This window comes from Bacillus sp. BSL6 (assembly GCF_052928345.1).
Map to the genome: position 1 here is coordinate 446,795 of NZ_JAVGCW010000004.1, position 21,814 is coordinate 468,608.

Here is a 21,814-nt window from a genome sequence, read left to right on the forward strand (position 1 = left end):
TGAAAATGGAAAATGAAATGAGGATATTGATATATGACAACAATAAATATAGGGATTGTCGCGCACGTAGACGCTGGCAAGACGAGTTTGACTGAGCGTATTCTTTATGAAACGAATGTGATTAAAGAAGTTGGCCGAGTTGATAGCGGAAGTACGCAAACTGACTCAATGGAATTAGAAAGACAACGCGGAATTACGATTAAAGCATCTGTCGTTTCTTTCTTTATTGATGATGTAAAAGTAAATGTCATTGATACACCTGGACACGCTGATTTTATCGCTGAAGTGGAGCGATCATTCCGCGTTTTGGACGGTGCGATTTTAGTTATTTCTGCCGTTGAGGGTGTGCAAGCACAAACGAAGATTTTAATGCAGACATTACAGAAACTCAACATACCGACGATTTTATTTGTTAATAAAATTGATCGTAGTGGTGCAAATACTGAAAAAGTTGTAAAGCAAATAAAAACGATTCTTTCAAATGAAACATTCCCCTTCTATTCTGTCCAAAATGAAGGAACAAAGGAAGCTCGTATTATTGAATATAAATCATATGACGATTGTATAGAACGATTAGCACCTTATAATGAATCATTACTTGAGTCATTTATAAATAACGAAATCGTAACGGACACACTATTAAGAGAAGAACTTGAAAAACAAATACAACAAGCAAATCTGTATCCGATCTTCTTCGGTTCAGCACTGACGGGTATAGGAGTAACTGAACTACTTGAAAATATTCCATCCTTACTTCCAGCTAATAATCCGTCTCAAGATGAAGAATTGTCCGGTATTGTTTTTAAAATTGAACGTGAACCTTCTGGGGAAAAGATTGCATATGTAAGAGTTTTTTCTGGTAACTTACACGTTAGAAAATATGTTCATATACAGCGCGATCAGTCTCTACCACATAAGAAAAAGATTAAAAAAATGTGCATGTTTCATAACGGAAATGCTGTTCAATCTACTATCGTTCCTTGTGGAGAATTTTGTAAAGTGTGGGGACTAAGCGATATAAAAATTGGTGATATTATCGGTAAACGGACCGATTATATAAAAGATATTCACTTTGCCGAACCACAAATGGAAGCAGCCATTGATGCAGTACCTAAAGAACGAATTCATGATTTATACGCTGCACTTATGGAACTATGTGAAGAAGATCCACTCATTCAAGTGTGGAAAGACGATGTTCATAACGAACTATACATTCGCCTGTTCGGTGAAGTACAAAAAGAAGTAATTGAAACGACACTTTTTGAGAAATATAATTTGCAGGTTACTTTTTCAGGTACGCGAGTTGTATGTATGGAGAAACCAATTGGCATTGGGAATTCCGTTGAAGTGATGGGTGAAAAAGCGAATCCTTTTTACGCAACAATTGGCTTTAAAGTCGAGCGTGGTGAACTTAATTCTGGCATAACATATAAATTAGGCGTTGAACTTGGCTCACTACCTTTAGCATTTCATAAAGCGATTGAAGATACTGTATTTCAAACGTTAAAACAAGGTTTATATGGATGGGAAGTTACGGACATTTCTGTCACGTTAACGCATACAGGTTATGCTAGTCCTGTTACAACAGCGAGTGACTTTAGAAACTTAACGCCGCTCGTTTTAATGGATGCTTTAAAGCAAGCTGAAACATATGTATATGAACCAGTAAATGAGTTTGAATTAACTGTACCAGAGCATGCAATTAGTACCGCAATGTATAAGCTCGCTGCCATTCCAGCGACTTTTGCAGAGCCTATATTCAATAATGATTCTTATCAATTAACAGGTTCATTACCTGTTGCAAAAACAGAGAATTTTAAACGCATGCTCCATTCCTTTACAGAAGGAGAAGGCATATTTACAACGAAGCCAGCTGGTTTCACAAAACTGAAACCTCCCTTCCCTACTCGAAAACGTGTTGATTATAATCCGCTGAACCGGAAAGATTATTTGCTCCATGTGTTGAAGGCTTATTAAAGTAAAAGAGGTGCAAATTGCACCTCTTTTTGCATGTATTGATAAGTTATTTTTTCCCAACAACTTCTTGAAGCTTTTCTATTATTTTTGCTAGTGCTTCAATTGAATTCTCTGTTTCATATTCCCCAACATTTACAGAATGATTTGCATTTTTGACAACGTCAATCGTTAAATTCGTTTTATATAACTGATCAATTTGATTTGCATTATAATGGTGATCTTTATCCCCAATAACTAAAAGCCCTTCGTGACGACTATGTAAAATAGAATCAAAAATAGATTCAAAAGTTAGTAAAGGTGTAAGTACTATCATTTTCGACTTTAAAAAATTGTCTCTTCTCATTAAATCATTTGCAATCGGAATTGTTCCGAGTGACTTCCCTAAAAACATCGTCTCGTTGTATTGCTCATCTTTTAATACTTCATTCATTATAGGATTAATATCATTCATCATTACTTTCGTTAGTTCTTCTATTGGTTTATTCATTACCTGTTCGTCGTAAGAGTAATGAATATGTACAACATCAATTTGATGTTCAAGCATAAGCATCGTCGCGTAATAAAATAACGGCTTATCGTAATTATATCCTGAACCTGAGAACATAAAGCAAACCGTACTAGAACCTTTTTCGATATGTGTGTAACGAATTACTTTGTCATTTATATGTACCTCTTTTTTAGTCCCCTTCACCCTTTTTCCCTCCGAATACGTTTATTTTTGTAAAACGATATGTTCTGTATGTACTGCTATATCCTTTACTTTCTCTTTTATAAATGCAGGCTGTAAGTTATATGTATGCAGTTCTTCTACTGGCACCCATCTAAACAAATACGTTCTACCCTCTTCTTCCAAAATATATTGATCCGCTCCATTTGCAGGTAATTCATGTAGCTCTACTTTATAATAAAAACTAATCTCATGAAACTTTCGCTCAGAAAGTGTAAAGAAATTTTCTACTGACCATAATAATCTCTTTATCTCAATAGAAACCGCTAACTCTTCAGCAAGCTCTCGTTTTAACGCATCTTCACTATTTTCTAGCATTTTCACTCTTCCGCCGGGTACATACCAAAAACCTTCACCGTCACCTTGCAGAATGAGTATTTTATTATCATGTTTACAAATTGCTCCGACTCGGTAATTAAAACATGTTTCCTCTAATTTAAACGTAAGATCCATCCGTAACACCCCTTTATATAAATATCAAATTATCACAAAACAATTATGTAATTACTGTACAAATAAGGTTACTAAATTTATTCACTTCATTCAATCATTTTCGAATTTTCTAAACTCTTATTTTTCATCATTACAAGTGCATATACATATGTTACAATCACATTGCACACTAGAAAAACATGATGATACTTACTTTACACTTTACCATGTCTTATCTAATGAAGAATTCGACGATGTTGATTTTGAATTTGACTGGGATGAAGACGATGAAGAAGGTTTAAAAAAGATGTTTCCTAAGCTATGGGAGATGTATGGGGAAGAACCGATTGAGTGGTAGATTCATATTAGGACTCTGTTTAACCAATAAACAGAGTCCTTTTTTCACAAAATTCTTATTTAAACTCTCTTTTTTTCATACCGCTTATCCAATAACATCTTTTCTCTTTCCCTTGAAATACCTGCTTTTAATTCCCATTCGTCTGTGCTCTTCATCCACTCATACACATCTGTAACTGTCTCTTCTATTCTTCTAAAAGTAAGCCCTTCTTTCACAGCATTCTCGACACTAATTGAAAATCCACCTTTCCACGGCTTCGTTTCCCCTTCTAATGGAAAAGTTTCCGGAATCCATAAAGGCATCTCTGTCCAAGGCTGCACATTATGTTCACTCATAAACGATTCGTCTACCCAAACAAATCCAGCATCACTATGCGTAACCTTTTTACACGTATTTAATAGTTCTTCCATCGTCAAATCATCATTCGGACCTGTAACATTGAATATACCTGCTTTATTTTTTTCTGCCATGTTGAGTCCAAAGTATGCAACATCTTTTATATCAACTATCTGCACTGGACGTTTTTTTCTTCCTGGAACTAACACTTCTCCTCCTTTTGCTACACGCTGAATCCAGTATGGAAGTCGATCTGTATAATCGAACATTCCTGAAAGAAGTCCTGCTCTTACGTGTAAAACACGCCCCAGCCAATACTTCTCTGCTTCTTTTTCGCATAATACTTTCAGCGCACCATAATGCTCATAAGGAGATATTTCACCATTCTCTACAGCCTTTATTTGCTCTTCCGTCGGTTCAGGTTGTAATATATAGTCTTCTTTTATATGATGTGGAATCCAATCTTTATATACGGAAAGGCTTGAGATGAATATATAGTGTTCAATATTATCTTTAAGTACTTCTCCAACATTTCTAATGTGATGTGGAGAAAATCCACATGTATCTATGACAACGTCCCATTTTCGATTTTCTAAACTTGATACATCACCATTTCTGTCACCGATAAGCTGTTCCACTTCAGGAAAAACTTCTTTGTTTGTTCCGCGGTTAAATAATGTAACTTCATGCCCTCTTTTCAACGCCTCTTCTACGAAAGCTCTGCCTAAAAATCGTGTACCGCCTAGTATTAGAATTCTCATGGTTCTCCCCCATTCGTAATAAAAAATCTATTCTTTTGTTTAACGATTTTTTGTTGTGAAAAGTTACGGAGGATAATTAAATTTTTTCTACAAGTTCAATATATATAATTTCGACACTTTTTCTATGTTAAAAACAATAATATGGAAATATTCATTCTGTCGATTTCCATTTCATATATAATTAAAATATCGGATATTCGATTAACTACTTATACATACTTAGGCAGGTGAAGAATATGAATAAACACATAGTTTATCATTCAACATTATGTATTTATTTTCTCACATCACTTGTATATATCATCTTGCTGAACATAGAAAATGGTCGTAATTATTTGGGGTTTACAATGGTTGTTCCACTTTTAGCTGTTATTTTATTTCAAACATTATATAAGAAACAAAAAATAGTTCATACATTTGGAATTTCACGTCCAAAAATAAAAACACTAATTTTCTCCATTTTATTTCCACTACTTCTAGGACTATGCCTTCATTTTTATTTTTATATTTATGATATAAAGTTCTTATATAATCATTGGAATGAGTTAGGATTTCTCTTGCTCGTTGGTCTTACAGTCGGATCTTTATCTGCATTATTAGAAGAGATTATATGGCGTGGGAATTTTCATTACTGTTTACGAAAAAAATATTCATTCATGCAAACAGCTATTATTATAGCTTTACTTTGGTCTTCATGGCATTTACCAATAGCAATCTTTTATAAAAATTATGAGTTTCAGCTTCTAGGAATATTAAGTTATCTCTCTTTATTATTTATATTATCTATAATTTTAACGTACACGAGAGAATATGGCGGTTCTGTAATATCACCCGCAATTTTACATGGTATGTTTAATGTATTTTATTTAACAGATGTCGTACAAAACAAGTGGGATGCCAGCCTAATAGAATTAATTAAATTTACCTTACTAGTAATTGTGCTGGGCACGATGTATCTTATACTTCACAAGGTTAAAAAATAGTTAAACAGCTAAGAAAAAAGATGTTTCTTCTTTTAGTTGAAAGCAGCTTTAATAGATTATAAAGTACTTCAACACCTTGCAATTATTTAATAATCGTATAGGTGTTGAAGTTTTATAATCTTAGTTGAACAATTTTGTTCTTACAACACTTATATTAATCTTTTAAATGAGGAAATATGCACTCTTTAATCAATTCCCATCTATCCCCTGCATTCGGTATAATTTCAGACGCAATCACCACTACCAATTCCTTCTCTGGAATACAACAAATCATATTCCCACCATCACCCATTGCACAGTATGAAAAGATTCCATCTTCTTCTCGTAACCACCATAAGTAACCATATTGATTTTGGTTCATTGTTGTCGATTCTTTTATCCATGATTTTGATAGAATTTGTTTTCCATTATGAATACCTTCATTCAAATACATCTGTCCAAACTTAGCCATATCTTTAACTGTTAACGTTAGTCCCCAGCCACCTGTCGAAATACCATTTGGATCATGAACCCATCCTTTTACATCTTTTCCGAATAAGTCATCAAATCCAAACGCTTTCATATTGTAGTTTGGAATTTCTCTCATACCGAGTGGCCGAAATAGCTGTTCATTCGCAAATTCACGCGCACTTTTTCCTGTTGTACTCGTGATAATTGCTGATAGTACATGCGCTCCTGCAGATGAATATTTAAAAGATCCAATCTCTCCGCCGTTCCCAATTCTATGAAGTGTATACTGTACCCAGTCTGGTTGTGTACATAATTCTTCTAACGGTTCCTGCCAGTCTACAAAAGGATATGGAGCTGTCATTGTAAGTAGGTGTCGCACTGTTATTTCAGATGCCTTACGTTTATATTCAGGAAAAAACTCTATTACTTTTTGATCAACGCTTTTTATATAGCCCTTATCTATACATATCCCAATTAGCGCAGAGATTATCGTTTTTGTAACTGACGCTACATGAAATGCATCATCTGGACCATGCCCGTTATAATAGTTTTCAAAAATAATATTACCTTTCTGCGCTACTAACATACCATTCATATTTTCATATTCTTCTTTTATAATCTGATCTAACTTTTCAGCAGTTTTCATTATTCCTTCCCCTTTAACCTATAATTAAAAAGGTTCGATGGGTACATATATATCAACTATATGTTTATTTTCTGGGTGCTGCCTTGGGTCATTTTTATACATTTCAAAAGGATACGCATCTCTCGGTTTATATCCGCTATTTGGTAGCCATTCACCGTATATAAAATCCCATGCTCCTTTATATTCATCTTGGAATATTTCAAAATGCCCTACTGCATACTTTCCAGAAGGTATTAGCATTATTCCAATATCACTCGCTTCTACTGCGGACGCATCCGGAATTGTTATACATAAACTTGTTCTTAAATGATAGTCCTCAGTAAATTCATGATGATCGTGGTAAATGGTTAATACTTTCGTATCCTCAAATACATGATAGTTTTGCTTAGCTGCGTAATGAAATAATTTCTCTATCATTTTTGGAAAAGCTATAGTTAACTCCCTATATGTACCGATATGTCTTATGTATGCGACGTTTATATCGTCCGCTGTTACAATTTCAACATTTCCTCGAACCTTCTTACATTCATTGTATTGAGAAGTTCTTCTTACGTCTTTGCAATTCTTGCTATTATGGTTTCGATATTGAGACGGACTTACACCGTAATAATTTTTAAATGTACGGGAGAAAACTGCTGAATCTGTGAAACCAAAATGGTAAGCGATATCAGTAACCGTCATATCCGAACGGTATGTAAGAAGGTTCGTTGCCCTTTCTAACTTCAAGCGATTCACATACCGGGATAACGGCTCGTCTACTATTCCTTTAAAAATCCGATGAAAATGATATTTAGAAAATCCTGCTACATCGGCTAGCTCTTCAATAGATAGTGAACTATCGATGTTGGATTCTATATAATCTTGAACCTTATGTATGCGTCTTACATACTCATTTCTACTTTGTTTATTCTCCATACTTGTTATCTCCTCACAACAAAAAGGCTAACTTTTCGCTAGCCTACTTTTACACATGTTTCAAAAATAAAACTCTACTACCGCCGTTCCCATCATAATTTGTATGTACCGATACACCCTCTACTTCATCATCCCCAGCCTCAATTTGAAAGCCAATCTCCCTATGAAACTGTATCGATTTTTTATTAACTGGTGATGTGATTGCTTTTACAACTTTACGGTTATTTGCACGAGCGACATCAAAGAAATAAGAATACAATGTCGATGCGATTCCTCTTCTTCTATACTTCGGATTTACCCCGATAAAATGAACGTACGCTTCCTCTTTATGCGTTTGCGAAAAGAATCCGCATAAGAAACCTAACGTTTCGCCATCTTCTTCAATGATAAAACTTGATTCTTGAAAATGAACGAAAAATAATTTTGGCAACATAGCAGCCATGTCTCTCCCGCCCCACCAATCATTTAAAACAGAATGAATCTTTACATAATCTTCCCCTTGGATGTTTCTTACTCGCATACGTTTCTCCCTCTCACTCACTTCATTTTTTCATAAATTTTAATGACTGTTTCTACTAAAAGGATAAATACCCATATCCCGCAAAATACAAGAACTGACTGAAATATAGAACCTAACATAACAATACTTATTAAACCTAATTCCGATCCCGAAATAGATATTTCATCAAACCCAAGATTATGTATAAATGGACCAGTTGAAAAAGCCATTAAAATTGATCCTATTAAATAAATCACACTCATTATTTTTAATATTTTTATAGAAAGATATGAAGTTTGTTTTTCTTCCACTTGTGATAATTCGATTTCCCCACTCGCAATTCCTTTTTGCAAACAGTCTTCACATAAAAATTCTTCCTTAATTTTTTTACCACCGTGCAATGTACCTGTTATTTCTTTACAGCGCGAACACTTTCGATTTATCATTTTGTTATCACTCCAATCTCGTAAGATTATACTTATACAATTCCATTTTTACCTTATTATCTATTTTATGTATTTTATAGAGAGGTGACGTGTTTTATGATATCTAAACTTACTTTTGGCTATAAAAAGCCTACTGAGCAATATGTATTACGGCCTAGTTGTTATGCAATTATTTTTAACTCAACTTCTTCAAACATTGCTATTATCCAAAAAGGAGACCGTTATTTTTTACCTGGTGGCGGTATGGAAGGTACCGAAACAAAAGATGAATGCTTACATCGTGAACTACTAGAGGAATTAGGATGGGCAATTGAAATTAATCAATATATCGGTAATGCAATGCGATATTTTTATGCGGAAAAAGAAGATACTTATTATTTAAACGATGGGTTCTTTTATATTGCGAACATGGTGCAGACACAAACTGAAAACTGTGAGGAAGATCATGTTTTGCGGTGGATGTCTCCTTTACTTGCTGTAGAGCTTCTCATTCATGATCATCAAAAATGGGCTGTTGAACAAGCGCTTTTATTACAAAAACCAAAAGGATCTCCTTCTATATGAAAGAGATCCTTTTTACTGTTAGCTTACCTTTTTCAAATTGAGAGCTGGCTTTTTGATTCCACCTTTTTTTACAACATATAGACCCACAAAGATAATAAGTCCGCCAACCAGTTGCATCATATTGATTTGCTCCCCTATTGTTACTGCCGCAAAAATAACTGCGAACAACGGTACAAGATACATATATACCATTACTTTCGTTGAGCCTATTTGACTAATACCGACATACCACATCGCAAGTCCGAAGATTGTCGCGAAGACGATTGAATATGCTAGAGACCCCCAGCTTAGCATGTCTACTGGCCACGTTAATGTGTTTACGTTGAATAAACAATATATAACGAGAGGTACAATTCCAATTAAAGTAGACCAAGATGTGACTCTCATTGCGGAGTATTTTGTAATAAGAGGTTGTGCTAATATTGGATACCATCCCCACGCAATTGCTGCGACTAATCCAATTATATTTCCGAGCCATGCATACTCGTAAGTAGCTCCTCCTGTATGGCCTGTTAATAAAACGAATGCGGCACCAATAAAGGCTACTATTGAACCTATTTGTACTTTCATCGAAAAGCGTTCTTGTTTGTGCAATACTGCTAATATCCCTGTAAATATAGGTGACATCGCAATTAATAATGAGGCGTTCGTTGCTGAAGTATATTTCACAGATAGCATAAACATCGTTTGATACATTGTCGTACCAACGATACCGACTGCTACTAATCGCAGCCAATCTTTTCTTTCAATGCGTAATGAGCGTTCCATTAAAAATGTAATAAGTAATAATACCGGTGATGCTACTAAAAATCGTAAACTATTAAATTGAATGGATGACATAAATGCCACGCCATACTTTCCAATTGTATAATTTGCTCCCCATACTAACGCTACTGATACTAGGAGCCATTCCATTTGCCATCGTTTCATCCGAATCTCCCCTTCCATATTTAGCATAGTAAAATTGGCTGGATATAACACCGTCCAATTGGCTGTTTTTTTACCCAGCCAATTTGCTATACTGGATGTATATAAGAGATACGGAGGCGTTTTTTTATGGAATGGAAACTAGATAGTGACAGTAAAATCCCTATTTATCAGCAAGTTGTTGACTTTATTGAGAAACGTATTACATACGGAGAACTACCTCCAGGAAGCTTCCTACCTTCCGAACGAAAATTAGCTACGCAGTTAAATGTAAATCGAAGTACAGTTACTACTGCTTATAATGAATTACGTGCTATGGGAATTGTAGAAAGTACGACTGGTAAAGGAACACGCGTGAGTACACATATGTGGGGCGTTTCTCCGACATTAACGCCGAACTGGAGAAATTTCGTAGAAGGTGGTACATTTTTACCAAACTTACCGTTACTTCGCCATATTCGGGCAGAAGTACAACAAAATGAAAATATTATAGATTTTGCAAACGGAGAACTCGGTTGTAACCTCTATCCTCACGATCAACTACAAACAATTTTACGAGAACAACCGTTAACGCACTCATTAAGTTACGATCATCCGCAAGGGTACCTCCCGCTAAGACAAGCGGTAGTAAAATATATGAAAGAATATTTAAAAGTTGAAGCGACTGAACAATCGATTATGATTACATCTGGCGCACAGCAAGCACTTCACCTTATCGTACAATGTTTATTAAACCCAGGTGATGCTGTCGCTTTCGAAAGTCCATCACACTGTTATTCCTTACCGTTATTCCAATCAGCAGGTATTCGTATTTTCCCATTACCTGTCGATGAACACGGTATTAATCCGGATGATGTGCAAGAGCTATATAGAAAGCATCGTATTAAAATGATCTTTTTAAATCCAAATTTCCAAAATCCTACGGGCACAATGCTGCATCCAAATCGTAGAAAAAAACTATTATCACTTTGTGCAGACTTACGAATTGCGATTGTGGAAGATGATCCATCTAGTTTACTTACGCTAGAAAAGAAACAACCTTGCCCTACCTTAAAATCAATTGATGAAAACGGAACTGTCATTTATGTACATTCTTTATCTAAAATGATTGCACCAGGTTTACGAGTCGGCTGGCTTGTTGCCCCGCAATCGGTAGTAGAAAGGTTATCCGACGCAAGGCACCAAATGGAATTAGGTATGAGCATTTTCCCGCAGTGGCTTATGCAGCAATTTTTCGAAACCGTACCATTTCAGTCTCATATCGTACCGTTACGAAAACAACTAGCAGAAAAAAGAAACGTTATCGTCCGTGCTCTAAACGAGCAACTTCACGATAAAATCTCTTTTTCAAATCCGACCGGTGGTATATACATATGGGGGAAATTAAAAGAACCGATAAACGAAAAACAACTCATTATGCAAAGCTTAAAACAAGAAATAGCCTTTATGCCGGGGAGTATTTTCGGCGCGAAAGATGGTTATATACGTTTATCTTATGGAAAAGTGGATATTGATCAAATTGAGGAAGGGATTTCTCGCTTGCGTGAGGCTATTTTGGTTTGTGAAAAGTAACTTTAGATACAAATCCTCGTTTGACAAAACCTAAATCTACCATTATCATCAACACGAACCTAGTTATAGGAGTGATACCAATGAAAATCTATGTTGATGCAGATGCTTGCCCTGTAAAAGATGTAATTATTTTTGAAGCAACGAAGGCAGAAATTCCTGTTACCCTCGTTACAAGCTTTTCTCATTATTCTAATGCAGAGCAGCCAAAAGGTGTGGAAACAATTTATGTTGATTCTGGAGCAGATGCTGCGGATTACCGGATTATGCAGTTAGCCCAAAAAGAAGATTTAATCGTAACACAAGATTACGGTCTTGCTTCGCTTGCTTTAGCAAAAGGCTGTATTGTGCTACACCATAAAGGATATAAGTACACAAATGAAAACATTGAACAACTATTACAAACACGATATTTAAGTGCAATGGTTCGAAAAAGCGGTAAGCGTACAAAAGGACCGAAACCATTTACAGCAGAAGATAAAGAGAAATTTAGAGCGCTCTTTAAAAGTATGATCGCACTGTAGAAATGAACCGTCTATTTGTAGAGAAAGAAAAGAAGAGAATATCCAAATGAACATTCTCTTCTTCAGGTTTACCCGTTTAAAATGAAGGTAAATTATCTAAGTTATTTTCTTTTATTCCATCCGGTTCGCTACGTATAATATCTCTGCCATACTTATGAAATACATCCACATGAGCTAATTTCCCTGATTTGGCTTCATTAAGAGCAGTCATATAATCTAACTCTCTTCCGCTACTTGTTTTAAACGCTATTAAATCCCCATCATCATTTTTACGAACGGCAACAATTTGTTCTGCTCCTGTATTAACTTCATGGTCTACTTCAAATTGAGCTTGCTCTTCTCCTTGATGTAAATAATCATTATACACTTTTTCAAAATCTTTTTTGTCCATTAAACTCACCTCCAACACATTTTATTAGTATGGTTGGGAGGTAGTGGTTTTATGTGCTTTTTATTAACTTAACAAGACGATACTACTCCACATAAATAATTCAAATTTATTTTAGAATCCTTCCTTGTCTATTTAAGCTAAATTTAAGTGTTTATATTTTCCTGAAAATATTATAATTTATTATATAGAATAGAAATATGAAACGGAGAATGATTAAGGTGAATATAGATATTAATCGTTTAACTGATATTTGTTTAGAGTATCAGCAATCTAGGTTTTATGTTACTAGAATCCCTAAAGATTTCTTATCAATTGCCCGAAAACGCTTTTCTATACCGACGGATGACCAAATTATTGCTTTTTTAAGTTGTAATTTATTTGGATCTGGAAAATATGGTGTTTACTTTACAAGTTCAGGTTTATACTGGAAAAATTGGTTATTAGGTAAAGGAAATATGCAATGGGATCAATTAAATGAAGTGCGACAAATCGAAATTGATAAAGATGGTTTTTTATCTTTTGATGCACAAAAAAGCTTCAATATTAACGGAAGTGATTATCCACCACTATTATTTAAAGAATTACTTATGGCTCTTACGAATTCATTCCAAAATTCAAAGCAAAATGATATACATCCAGCTATAAAAATTAATGAGATAAAATCAATCTGCTCTTTGTTTGAGACGCATAATGAATTATTAGAACCTGATAATGGATTATTTGTAGAAACTCATATTTCAGACAAAAAGTTAAAAGCAATTGAGGCACGATTCATCATTCCAATAGAAGAACAAATCATTGCTTTTTTAGATACATCTGTCCTTGGGAACATGGGGAAAGGATCTGATGGAGTATTAATTTGTCAATCAGGTATATATTTTAGAGAAACCTTTGTACACTTATATTACCCCTGGCATATCTTTAGAAATATCCCTATTACTTTAGCTTCAGATGATTTTAAAATTGGAAAAAGAAATATTTTTCATCTTCAACATGCTAGAATGCCTAGTGAAGAGATTCTATTATTCATCAAGAATATAAAACAGTATGTGAATAGTTTATATGAAGAACATCCGGAATTACATATTTAATACATTTATTATTATATATAAGCTTGTGTATGGTTAAGTCTAAAATTTCAATTCAACTAAAAAACCGATTATTTTTGTAGAGGACCTACAAGTATAATCGGTTTTTACTCTTATTCTTTTTTTATAATTCTCTTTTTTAATACCTACACAAACCCCTCAAAGTCTCCAATATATCATCTGTAAAGGCTGTGCTACCCTCTGTCTCTAAAACTCTAAAATATAAACTTCTTAAGAAAGCTCTAATATTTTGCACCAAAATATCATGCTGAGGATGCGGGATGTCTTCAACGATTGCTATACTATGTAACCAGTTGCTCCACTCTTCTTCTGTTAAAAGATTTTGATTACGTAACGACATAATTGGCGTTACTAATCTCTCATCCTCAAAGTGTATGTAAACATAGTCATTTAGGCGAACTTTCTGACGAACAGCTGCAAGAATCGCATATGAAAACTCACGATTTTGTATGGTACGAGCTAACGCATCGAGCGCATCCGCTGCATGCGCAGTAGAGTGTGCCCATCCTTTTCCTTCTACATAACCTCTTACATCTTCTTCTAAATATACATATTCCAGCACTTGTTCTGCTACACTGTACAGTTGTTCTTCAGATAGCAACGGTTCTCTTTCATGAACAGATAAAATAAGTGGTGGAATTAAAACAGAGAACGCACGTTTAAAAACAGAGTCTGTTCCCTTTTCACCAATTTTATAAAATAAATAATCAGGACTAATTGCTTGTAGCATTAATCCCCGTAATTCTTTTTGTCTAAATACATCATTTGTAATCCATGTGTGAAGCGTACTATAAATTAAATCATCACGTAATTCAGCATCAGGTGATCCGATATAATCTAGCATCCACTGTGCATATGGATATGCATCTACGTCTTCTGGTACAGCATAATTATTATTTTTAATTTGTAGTAGTTCTTCTTTTAGTTCTAATACTTCATTCATTCTATTTTTTCTCCCCTTTTTGCGTTTCTTATTGCCTTATCCCCCGTTTTTCACTTTCTAAAGCTAATATAATTATACGAGAATTATAACTATTAATAAAAGGCTATACATATACTTTTGATTGTGTATTACATTCGCTCTTGAAATATAACTTCTGGATTTGCTAAATCACTATTCCGAAATACAACATCCGCACACTCTTTCGGATTATGCTCATCTATATACATCTTACAGGCCGCATGATACCTGCTCAAAAACATCTTCTCTGCTTCTTCATAACCTCCAAAAGCTTCAGTCTCGCGCTTTACACCACGTTTTCTCGCAATCTCAAAATCTGTATCTACAAAAATTTTGTAATCAAATAAATGCTCAACGTCTTTTTTTAATAGAAATGTTCCATCTACTATGAGTACCATATTGGGTTGAGCCATTAACGGCTCATTATGTACAAGAATATCCGTTTTTAAATTATGAGAGATCGTTTCATACTGTAAATTCCCATTAGGTCCTAAAGGTTTTAATAGTCTTTCTTTGAAAGCTGTATAATCGTGTGCGTCTTCATAATACCCTCTTGCAGATTCTTTACCTTGTGTATAACGAATCACTTTTGGGTTATGAAAATCGTCAATGCTAGCGCGCGTTACTGGTAACCCTCGCTTTTTTATTTCTTCCGCTAATTCGTTTGCAAATGTTGTTTTTCCTGATGCTGTAATACCGCTTACTCCAACTTTTGTTGGATACGTTAAATTTAACATTAAAATATGATTAGCAATTTCATTTATACGTTGTTTTCGGTTCATGATATTTCCCCCTTCATTTAGTTTACATAACAAAATTATAATTAACTTTTATGTCACTATTTGTCGGTAAGTCGATATCCTATGTCGAATCGTCGATAAATCGAAAAAATCGTTGATATATTTTAAGTTACGATAGATATATTTGAAAAATCGTTGATATATTTTGATTAGCTTACTTCCCCTTAAACCCTCGATATAAAGCAGTCCGTAATTCTTGTTTGTATTCTTCAATTTCTGGCATATCGAGCTCTTCTGCCAGCCTTATAGCTAATTCAATATCGTACGGTACACGTACAAGTTGGACGGAAAAACTTGCTGCTTCTTTTTCATTGTAAATCCCTTCGAATATTAAATAAGAAGCTTGTGTAATTTCAAGCGGATTTCCTACGCTACCAGCGTTACATAACGTTTTGCCTCTGAAATTTTGAACGAATGCTTGGTGAACATCACCGTAGCAAACGACATCTGGTTTTCTTTCCCCTTCTATATTCTCTGTGAGATCACTATTTTCGAACATACTAATACGTTCTTCTCTTGAAGCGTGTGGTTGAATTCTTTCATATAAACTTCTAGGTGAGGCGTGGAACATACGAATGAGTTTTCCGCTCATAAAAAATTCGATCGAAAATGGTAAGCTTCTTAAATAGTCATTTTGTTCTTCTGATAATTGTTTTTGATGCCATTTTAACGCTTCAAATTCAGTCGGTTTTGTTATAAAATCATCCCAGTTTCCCATTACGACTACTTCACATTCTTTACGAATGATTTCAATTGCTTCACTAGAATGAGGGCCTTTTCCGACTAAATCTCCAAGGCAAATTATGCGTTCGATTCCTCTCAATTTAATATCTTGCAGTACAGATTCTAAAGCTGGAATATTACCATGTATATCTGAAATTACCGCAATTTTGTCCATATGTATTCCTCCTTTATTTATTAAATTCACTTGATTGGTACCATTTTGGAATATAGGATGAAAATTGATTATGATCATCTAAAATTCCGTTTAATCTTTCCTTCATATCATCTACTAAATGGGGCGTGCTTCGGTTTGTCCATACGATATCCGCTGGGAATGTCATTGCTGCATATAAGGAGTACAGTTGCCAAAAATGAAGTGACGGTTCTCCCCCGCAATAACCATGAACTTGTCCAACTGCAAATGGTTTGCTTATTTTTGTAGTAAAAATCGCCACGTTATAAAAATCGTGTATAGGATCGCCAAAATCATATCCACCAAAATCGATAACGATAAATTCCTTATTATGAATCATAGTATTTGCTGGATGGAAGTCATCGTGTAAAAAGATGATTGGACGATTTTTCAATAATTGTCTATGCTCCTCTACAAATCTTAAAACTGGCTTCAAATCAAGGAAGTCTATTTTATAGTTTGCTAACGCTTCTACGTATCTTTCATACTTATTCCATCGAATCATTTCCCATTTATTACTTGCACTTTCTTTTTCAATTGAGTGAATCCTCTTTAATACTTCCCCTGCTTTTCTTCCTGCATAATACTGTTCTTCCACCGATAGCTTCGTTAAACCTTCTTCACCATTTACACCTTGGACCCATTCAAATACTTGAACACATTTATTTAATTCCTCAAGTTTTATGAAATGAATTAACTTCGGCGTTGGAATATGTAATAACTCTAATTGTTTCATATACGTATATTCTTCTTGTTTACGTTCAAAATGTACAGCATCACATACTTTTACAAAATATGTTACTCTATTTTCTAATTTTATTTTATATTTCTCTTCATGTGAAAAACCTTTTGAAATAGCTGTACACTTTACAATACGAGGCCATTCTAGTTTTCTCTCTATCTCTCTAAGTATTTCTTCCAAAGCGTTCACCTCTATCAATATATGTACAGACTACCTAACACTTCATACTCTCGTTTATTTTCCCCTTTAAATTCTACTGCAAATGGATATTCGCCATGATTCTTCAAATATTGTAGTACTAGCCCTTTCCCAATTGGTTCACAAAACTGTACTTGAATGTCACCAAACGATACACTTTGACACTCCGCATTCCATTCTTCATTTTTCATGACTGGAGTTGCAGTTAGCTCCATGACTGCTTTCCATTTCCGTACTGTTTCTCGAACATTTTTTACTGCGTAATGGATTGTTTCAATTTGTTGTACTTTGTTTTTATGTTCAGTAATCGTGCCAATGTTACGTAAATCTTTTCTTCTTTCTTCATCTGTTTCATTCCACTGTATAAAGAAAGGTAATTTCGGTCCGTTCTTATCTTGCTTTACAAATAACATTTTCCATTCTAAAAGGCGGCCATCTTTTCTCATACGTTTCCCTTCAAATGGTCCTATTGTTTGTAAACCGTATTTACAAAACTTATCTGCTAATTCTTCAATGGCATCTGTTCGAATTGCGATTTGTAGCATCCCTTCGCCATCTTGTAATTTCACTACCGTTTCTTGTACTAACGGATTTCCTGCTTCTTTCGCTTTTTCTTTATGTTGAACTGCTAAAAATTCTATATAAGATAAATCAAAATAACATAAACTATTCCAAGTACCCCAAGTAGTATGCTCTCCGCCTAGTGCCGTATGAAATCCAAGTGCCTGCATTTGTTTTGCCGCTTCCTCCGGTGTACAGTTCACTGCGTGTACGAGATGATCAAATCGTAACATGTCTTTCTCCCCTTTCTCTCCATCCTTTTATTGTATATTTTATTTTTCTTTCATTCAATTCAAAAAACTTTAAAACCTAGTTGATTTATACGATTAATATGTATTATAATGAAACAAATTTCAATATTGCTGATTGGAAAAACCAAAGGCACTTTTCTCACACGGGAAAAGTGCCTTTTTCATTTACTATTACAGGGGGATTATTTATGCAGAAATTAATTGTCTTTGCTATTATTGGATTTTTCGCTCAATTAATCGATGGAGCGCTTGGAATGGCGTACGGGGTAACGTCTACCTCACTTTTACTAATGTTTGGTATCGCACCAGCGGTCGCTTCCGCATCTGTTCATTTAGCTGAAGTTGTTACAACCGCCGCTTCTGGTGCATCTCACCTCAAATTTGGGAACGTTGATAAATACACCGTTTCCAGGCTTACATTACCAGGAGCAATTGGTGCATTTGTTGGGGCATGTTTTTTAAGTAATTTACCTGGCGATGTCATTAAACCGTACATTTCCTTATTTTTATTTACTTTAGGAGTTTATATTTTATTACGATTCATTATTCAAAAACAGATTGTTACTTCAAATAAACGTATGTCAGCTAAACAACTTGTGCCGCTTGGCTTATTCGCTGGATTCGTTGATTCAACTGGTGGCGGTGGCTGGGGACCGATTACGACACCTGTTCTTCTAGCAAGAGGAAATGAAGCGAGAAAAGTTATTGGATCTGTAGATACGAGTGAATTTCCTGTTTCATTAGCTGCAACAATTGGCTTCTTCATCTCACTTGGCTGGGAACAAGTAAGCTGGGTTTGGGTATTTGCGTTAATGCTTGGTGGTATTGTCGCAGCTCCAATTGCTGCATGGCTAGTACGCATCGTACCATCTCATTTACTTGGCGTATTAGTTGGTGGTCTTATTATCTTTACGAATATACGTACACTACTTACTACTTTTAAAGTAGATCCAACTATTATCTCACTTTCTTACGTCGCAGTTGGTCTTGTCGTTATTATTTCTATTTTCATTGCTGTTCGTAATCATTCCAATCGTTCTAACACATCAACAGCCCAATATCCGAATGATCAAAAACAGATGCTACCTTAATTACTAAAAAACCGCTCAACTTACTTCGAGCGGTTTTTTTCTATTTTCCAATTCATCATTGTTTCTGTCGAATCTACTCTTTTCATATGTAACTTCTCTAACACACGAATCGAACCATAATTATCAAGGAGCGTCTCTGCAATAATCGTTTCTACCTCTCCTGTCTGAAAAGCCCAATCTATTAGTTCTCGTACAGCTTCTGTCGCATACCCTTTATTCCAATATTTCTCAATAAATCCGTAACCAACTTCTACTATATGTTCCTCATTTGGCTTCCCTTTAAACCCTATATCTCCTAGAACGATGTCATCTTCTTTTCGAATGACATACCACGCGCCCCAAGGTAATACATCCTTATTGTGTTTTACATTTTCTACATGCCCTACAATATGTGGGCCACTATTATATCCTTGCTCGTTAGCAACGTGAATACTCTCTTCTGTACACGGCACTATATAGAGCCTTTCTGTTTCTAATTTCATTTTGATTTCCCCTTTTTTGCTTACACGTTACTCTAATTATATCAAAAAATATGACCTGATTATGAATGTCGAATTATATTTTCTGAATTTTCTTTTAATTTTTGAAGGGTTTTTCAATATTTTTTGCGAAACATTTGTATAACAATTTTTTCTTTGCTTATTGTTACATAATAGTAGGTTCGGGTGGAGTTTTGCAAGCGTTTCCTATACAATAACCGATATTTTTTGATTTTTTCCTACAAAATATCTTGCAATATATTCAGAAACTCATTACAATTGCCATATATTAAAAATCTTAGCAATATATAAATCCTCATCAATCCGATGAGGTAGAGGTTGCGACTTTTAAGAGTAAAACGGACGAGATACAGAGAATGTCTAAGACTCCGTTTGAAAGGAAAAGTTGCCGAAGTTTATATTTCTTCTCTGGAAATATGAGCTGGGGCTGTCTCCGAAAGGAACAGAACTGTCACGTTTACAAAATTACCGTGTAAACGTGGGGTGCTATCTTAACGGAAGGGTATGATGGGGTGGTTATTTGTGAAACGTTCCGCCAAATTCCTTTGGCGGTTTTTTGTATTTTTCTCCCCCGCTCCTTCCTATCTTACAAGAAAAGGAGTGTTGAACATGAATAGCGCAACGAATCAAGCTACCTCTAAAACAGAAGCTACAAAAGGAAAAGGTGAATTAAGACGCGGTCTAAAATCAAGGCACCTTACGATGATTTCTCTCGGCGGTACAATTGGTACCGGACTATTTCTTGCCAGCGGTGGTGTCATCCATTCAGCTGGACCTGGCGGTGCATTAATTGCATACGCCGCAATTGGAATTATGGTTTACTTTTTAATGACAAGCTTAGCTGAACTCGCAGCTTACATGCCTGTTACTGGATCTTTTAGCACGTACGCAACAAAATTTGTTGATCCATCACTTGGTTTTGCCCTTGGATGGAACTATTGGTATAACTGGGCAATTACGATTGCTGCTGAACTAGCGGCTGTAACATTAATTATGAAATTTTGGTTTCCAGATACTCCTTCCCTCATTTGGAGCGGATTATGTTTAGCTATTATTTTCCTTTTAAACTACTTATCTGTTAAAGGATTTGGTGAATCTGAATATTGGTTCGCACTTATTAAAGTAGCTACAATTATTATCTTTTTAATTGTCGGGTTTATGATGATTTTCGGAATTATGGGCGGCGAAACTGTTGGCTTCAAAAACTTCACTGTTGCAGATGCACCATTTAATGGCGGCATCATGGCAATTATCGGTGTATTTATGGCAGCTGGCTTCTCATTCCAAGGTACTGAATTATTAGGTGTAGCTGCTGGTGAAACATCTGATCCAGAGCGTAATATTCCGAAAGCAATTCGTTCGATCTTTTGGCGTATTCTTTTATTCTATATCCTTGCGATTCTCGTTATCGGTTTATTAATTCCTTATACAACTGAAAGCCTTGCTGCAAGTGATGTAACAGTAAGTCCATTTACACTTATTTTTGAAAAAGCGGGCGTTGCCTTTGCTGCTTCTGTTATGAACGCTGTTATTTTAACAGCAGTACTGTCTGCTGGTAACTCTGGTATGTATGCTTCAACTCGTATGCTTTGGGATTTAGCTCGCCAAGGGAAAGCACCGAAGTTTCTTGGTAAATTAGATAGCCGCGGCGTACCTGTTAACGCATTAATCGTAACATCGATTGTCGGTAGTATCGCTTTCATTGCTTCTTTATTCGGTGACGGTGTTGTATACATTTGGTTATTAAATGCATCAGGAATGTCTGGTTTTATCGCTTGGGTCGGCATTGCAATTAGTCATTATCGTTTCCGTAAAGCATATATCGCACAAGGAAAAGATTTAAATGACTTACCTTATAGAGCAAAATGGTTCCCATTCGGACCAATCTTCGCATTTGCACTTTGCGTCATCGTAATTTTAGGTCAAAACTACGGCGCATTTATGGGCGAATCAATCGATTGGAACGGCGTACTCGTTTCTTACATCGGTTTACCACTCTTCTTAGTACTTTGGTTAGGATACAAATTTACGAAAAAAACAAAAGTCATTCCACTTGATAAATGTGAACTAAAATAAAGTGAAACGAGCAAACAAATTTGTTTGCTCGTTTTTTATTGCAAACCTCTTTGCTTCCCTATTGCCCCTGTTTTTGCAATAATAAAGGAAATATAAATAAAGGT

At 35.2% G+C, this 21,814-nt stretch carries 23 protein-coding genes, 1 pseudogene and 1 riboswitch; of the genes and pseudogenes, 9 read left to right on the forward strand and 15 right to left on the reverse strand.

From position 1 onward, the window contains the following. Positions 1-33 precede the first annotated feature (33 nt). Positions 34-1,977 (forward strand): GTP-binding protein, encoded by a 1,944-nt coding sequence (locus tag RCJ96_RS16470; protein WP_416504103.1) that lies wholly within the window; start codon positions 34-36, stop codon positions 1,975-1,977. A gap of 46 nt (positions 1,978-2,023) precedes the next feature. Here RCJ96_RS16470 and RCJ96_RS16475 read toward each other — a convergent pair whose 3' ends face one another. Both RCJ96_RS16475 and RCJ96_RS16480 read right to left on the reverse strand, forming a co-directional pair. After that, positions 2,024-2,668, reverse strand: coding sequence for an alpha/beta hydrolase (locus RCJ96_RS16475; RefSeq protein ID WP_416504102.1), 645 nt, complete (start codon positions 2,666-2,668; stop codon positions 2,024-2,026). A 21-nt stretch (positions 2,669-2,689) separates the two neighbouring features. Continuing rightward, positions 2,690-3,157 carry an NUDIX hydrolase gene (locus RCJ96_RS16480; RefSeq protein ID WP_416504101.1) on the reverse strand — a complete coding sequence of 156 codons (468 nt, stop codon included), beginning with the start codon at positions 3,155-3,157 and terminating at the stop codon, positions 2,690-2,692. Positions 3,158-3,338: 181 nt separating this feature from the next. On the opposite strand from RCJ96_RS16480, the pseudogene RCJ96_RS16485 reads away from it, so the two are divergent. Beyond that, a pseudogene (locus RCJ96_RS16485) lies at positions 3,339-3,494 on the forward strand (DUF4240 domain-containing protein); the annotation flags it as partial. A 59-nt stretch (positions 3,495-3,553) separates the two neighbouring features. Here RCJ96_RS16485 and RCJ96_RS16490 read toward each other — a convergent pair. Continuing rightward, on the reverse strand, positions 3,554-4,591 hold the full coding sequence (locus tag RCJ96_RS16490; RefSeq protein ID WP_416504100.1) for an SDR family oxidoreductase: 1,038 nt from the start codon (positions 4,589-4,591) through the stop codon (positions 3,554-3,556). Between the two features lie 227 nt (positions 4,592-4,818). Between RCJ96_RS16490 and RCJ96_RS16495 the strand changes: the two genes are divergently transcribed. Continuing rightward, the gene (locus RCJ96_RS16495) at positions 4,819-5,574 is read left to right on the forward strand and encodes a CPBP family intramembrane glutamic endopeptidase (protein ID WP_416504099.1); all 756 of its coding nucleotides are present in this window, start codon (positions 4,819-4,821) and stop codon (positions 5,572-5,574) included. 154 nt (positions 5,575-5,728) lie between these two features. Here RCJ96_RS16495 and RCJ96_RS16500 read toward each other — a convergent pair whose 3' ends face one another. From RCJ96_RS16500 to RCJ96_RS16515, 4 genes are read right to left on the reverse strand one after another with little or no spacing between them, the layout of a single operon-like run. Next, positions 5,729-6,670 (reverse strand): serine hydrolase domain-containing protein, encoded by a 942-nt coding sequence (locus RCJ96_RS16500; protein ID WP_416504098.1) that lies wholly within the window; start codon positions 6,668-6,670, stop codon positions 5,729-5,731. A gap of 24 nt (positions 6,671-6,694) precedes the next feature. Further along, positions 6,695-7,585 carry an AraC family transcriptional regulator gene (locus RCJ96_RS16505; RefSeq protein ID WP_270796435.1) on the reverse strand — a complete coding sequence of 297 codons (891 nt, stop codon included), beginning with the start codon at positions 7,583-7,585 and terminating at the stop codon, positions 6,695-6,697. 49 nt (positions 7,586-7,634) lie between these two features. After that, positions 7,635-8,105 (reverse strand): GNAT family N-acetyltransferase, encoded by a 471-nt coding sequence (locus RCJ96_RS16510; RefSeq protein ID WP_074608527.1) that lies wholly within the window; start codon positions 8,103-8,105, stop codon positions 7,635-7,637. A gap of 17 nt (positions 8,106-8,122) precedes the next feature. Further along, positions 8,123-8,530, reverse strand: a complete 408-nt coding sequence (locus RCJ96_RS16515; RefSeq protein WP_042990604.1) for a DUF3980 domain-containing protein — start codon at positions 8,528-8,530, stop codon at positions 8,123-8,125. Positions 8,531-8,626: 96 nt separating this feature from the next. Here RCJ96_RS16515 and RCJ96_RS16520 point away from each other — a divergent pair, with 96 nt between their 5' ends. Then, entirely contained in the window at positions 8,627-9,094 is a 468-nt protein-coding gene (locus RCJ96_RS16520) for an NUDIX hydrolase (RefSeq protein WP_270796432.1), read from the forward strand. 18 nt (positions 9,095-9,112) lie between these two features. Here RCJ96_RS16520 and RCJ96_RS16525 read toward each other — a convergent pair whose 3' ends face one another. After that, a complete protein-coding gene (locus RCJ96_RS16525) occupies positions 9,113-10,024 on the reverse strand; it encodes a DMT family transporter (protein ID WP_074608530.1) in 912 nt (303 codons plus the stop codon). Between the two features lie 126 nt (positions 10,025-10,150). Here RCJ96_RS16525 and pdxR point away from each other — a divergent pair, with 126 nt between their 5' ends. Together pdxR and RCJ96_RS16535 are read left to right on the forward strand one after the other, a co-directional pair. Further along, positions 10,151-11,593 (forward strand): MocR-like pyridoxine biosynthesis transcription factor PdxR, encoded by a 1,443-nt coding sequence (gene pdxR / locus RCJ96_RS16530; protein WP_000454938.1) that lies wholly within the window; start codon positions 10,151-10,153, stop codon positions 11,591-11,593. Between the two features lie 80 nt (positions 11,594-11,673). Beyond that, a complete protein-coding gene (locus RCJ96_RS16535) occupies positions 11,674-12,114 on the forward strand; it encodes a YaiI/YqxD family protein (RefSeq protein WP_000708756.1) in 441 nt (146 codons plus the stop codon). Positions 12,115-12,190: 76 nt separating this feature from the next. Here the strand turns inward: RCJ96_RS16535 and RCJ96_RS16540 are convergent, their stop codons facing one another. Continuing rightward, positions 12,191-12,505, reverse strand: coding sequence for a DUF3892 domain-containing protein (locus RCJ96_RS16540; protein WP_000358170.1), 315 nt, complete (start codon positions 12,503-12,505; stop codon positions 12,191-12,193). Positions 12,506-12,723: 218 nt separating this feature from the next. Here RCJ96_RS16540 and RCJ96_RS16545 point away from each other — a divergent pair, with 218 nt between their 5' ends. Continuing rightward, the gene (locus tag RCJ96_RS16545) at positions 12,724-13,596 is read left to right on the forward strand and encodes a hypothetical protein (protein ID WP_139302865.1); all 873 of its coding nucleotides are present in this window, start codon (positions 12,724-12,726) and stop codon (positions 13,594-13,596) included. 136 nt (positions 13,597-13,732) lie between these two features. Here RCJ96_RS16545 and RCJ96_RS16550 read toward each other — a convergent pair whose 3' ends face one another. The 5 genes from RCJ96_RS16550 to RCJ96_RS16570 all read right to left on the reverse strand — a co-directional run bounded on the left by RCJ96_RS16550 (position 13,733) and on the right by RCJ96_RS16570 (position 18,025). After that, positions 13,733-14,557: a DUF2785 domain-containing protein gene (locus RCJ96_RS16550; protein ID WP_074609520.1), complete on the reverse strand. Its 825-nt coding sequence runs from the start codon at positions 14,555-14,557 to the stop codon at positions 13,733-13,735. A 128-nt stretch (positions 14,558-14,685) separates the two neighbouring features. Continuing rightward, on the reverse strand, positions 14,686-15,357 hold the full coding sequence (locus RCJ96_RS16555) for a uridine kinase (RefSeq protein ID WP_074609519.1): 672 nt from the start codon (positions 15,355-15,357) through the stop codon (positions 14,686-14,688). A 172-nt stretch (positions 15,358-15,529) separates the two neighbouring features. Then, positions 15,530-16,273, reverse strand: coding sequence for a metallophosphoesterase family protein (locus tag RCJ96_RS16560; RefSeq protein ID WP_074609517.1), 744 nt, complete (start codon positions 16,271-16,273; stop codon positions 15,530-15,532). A 13-nt stretch (positions 16,274-16,286) separates the two neighbouring features. Further along, entirely contained in the window at positions 16,287-17,213 is a 927-nt protein-coding gene (locus tag RCJ96_RS16565) for an aminoglycoside phosphotransferase family protein (RefSeq protein WP_074609515.1), read from the reverse strand. 14 nt (positions 17,214-17,227) lie between these two features. Continuing rightward, complete coding sequence (locus RCJ96_RS16570) at positions 17,228-18,025, reverse strand: VOC family protein (RefSeq protein WP_242303719.1); 798 nt, start codon at positions 18,023-18,025, stop codon at positions 17,228-17,230. 206 nt (positions 18,026-18,231) lie between these two features. Here RCJ96_RS16570 and RCJ96_RS16575 point away from each other — a divergent pair, with 206 nt between their 5' ends. Beyond that, on the forward strand, positions 18,232-19,134 hold the full coding sequence (locus tag RCJ96_RS16575) for a sulfite exporter TauE/SafE family protein (RefSeq protein WP_074609512.1): 903 nt from the start codon (positions 18,232-18,234) through the stop codon (positions 19,132-19,134). A gap of 20 nt (positions 19,135-19,154) precedes the next feature. On the opposite strand, the gene RCJ96_RS16580 is transcribed toward RCJ96_RS16575, so the two are convergent. Further along, positions 19,155-19,616 carry a GNAT family N-acetyltransferase gene (locus RCJ96_RS16580; protein ID WP_074609510.1) on the reverse strand — a complete coding sequence of 154 codons (462 nt, stop codon included), beginning with the start codon at positions 19,614-19,616 and terminating at the stop codon, positions 19,155-19,157. A 322-nt stretch (positions 19,617-19,938) separates the two neighbouring features. Beyond that, positions 19,939-20,131: riboswitch (Lysine riboswitch) on the forward strand. Positions 20,132-20,243: 112 nt separating this feature from the next. Between RCJ96_RS16580 and RCJ96_RS16585 the strand changes: the two genes are divergently transcribed. Further along, complete coding sequence (locus RCJ96_RS16585; protein WP_001083374.1) at positions 20,244-21,710, forward strand: amino acid permease; 1,467 nt, start codon at positions 20,244-20,246, stop codon at positions 21,708-21,710. Positions 21,711-21,814: the final 104 nt, after the last annotated feature.

Coding starts and splice junctions, on each gene's coding strand:
- RCJ96_RS16470 (WP_416504103.1), top strand. CDS start 34: ATGACAACAATAAATATAGGGATTGTCGCGCACGTAGACGCTGGCAAG.
- RCJ96_RS16480 (WP_416504101.1), bottom strand. CDS start 3,157: ATGGATCTTACGTTTAAATTAGAGGAAACATGTTTTAATTACCGAGTC.
- RCJ96_RS16490 (WP_416504100.1), bottom strand. CDS start 4,591: ATGAGAATTCTAATACTAGGCGGTACACGATTTTTAGGCAGAGCTTTC.
- RCJ96_RS16500 (WP_416504098.1), bottom strand. CDS start 6,670: ATGAAAACTGCTGAAAAGTTAGATCAGATTATAAAAGAAGAATATGAA.
- RCJ96_RS16505 (WP_270796435.1), bottom strand. CDS start 7,585: ATGGAGAATAAACAAAGTAGAAATGAGTATGTAAGACGCATACATAAG.
- RCJ96_RS16510 (WP_074608527.1), bottom strand. CDS start 8,105: ATGCGAGTAAGAAACATCCAAGGGGAAGATTATGTAAAGATTCATTCT.
- RCJ96_RS16515 (WP_042990604.1), bottom strand. CDS start 8,530: ATGATAAATCGAAAGTGTTCGCGCTGTAAAGAAATAACAGGTACATTG.
- RCJ96_RS16520 (WP_270796432.1), top strand. CDS start 8,627: ATGATATCTAAACTTACTTTTGGCTATAAAAAGCCTACTGAGCAATAT.
- RCJ96_RS16525 (WP_074608530.1), bottom strand. CDS start 10,024: ATGAAACGATGGCAAATGGAATGGCTCCTAGTATCAGTAGCGTTAGTA.
- pdxR (WP_000454938.1), top strand. CDS start 10,151: ATGGAATGGAAACTAGATAGTGACAGTAAAATCCCTATTTATCAGCAA.
- RCJ96_RS16535 (WP_000708756.1), top strand. CDS start 11,674: ATGAAAATCTATGTTGATGCAGATGCTTGCCCTGTAAAAGATGTAATT.
- RCJ96_RS16540 (WP_000358170.1), bottom strand. CDS start 12,505: ATGGACAAAAAAGATTTTGAAAAAGTGTATAATGATTATTTACATCAA.
- RCJ96_RS16550 (WP_074609520.1), bottom strand. CDS start 14,557: ATGAATGAAGTATTAGAACTAAAAGAAGAACTACTACAAATTAAAAAT.
- RCJ96_RS16555 (WP_074609519.1), bottom strand. CDS start 15,357: ATGAACCGAAAACAACGTATAAATGAAATTGCTAATCATATTTTAATG.
- RCJ96_RS16560 (WP_074609517.1), bottom strand. CDS start 16,273: ATGGACAAAATTGCGGTAATTTCAGATATACATGGTAATATTCCAGCT.
- RCJ96_RS16570 (WP_242303719.1), bottom strand. CDS start 18,025: ATGTTACGATTTGATCATCTCGTACACGCAGTGAACTGTACACCGGAG.
- RCJ96_RS16575 (WP_074609512.1), top strand. CDS start 18,232: ATGCAGAAATTAATTGTCTTTGCTATTATTGGATTTTTCGCTCAATTA.
- RCJ96_RS16580 (WP_074609510.1), bottom strand. CDS start 19,616: ATGAAATTAGAAACAGAAAGGCTCTATATAGTGCCGTGTACAGAAGAG.
- RCJ96_RS16585 (WP_001083374.1), top strand. CDS start 20,244: ATGAATAGCGCAACGAATCAAGCTACCTCTAAAACAGAAGCTACAAAA.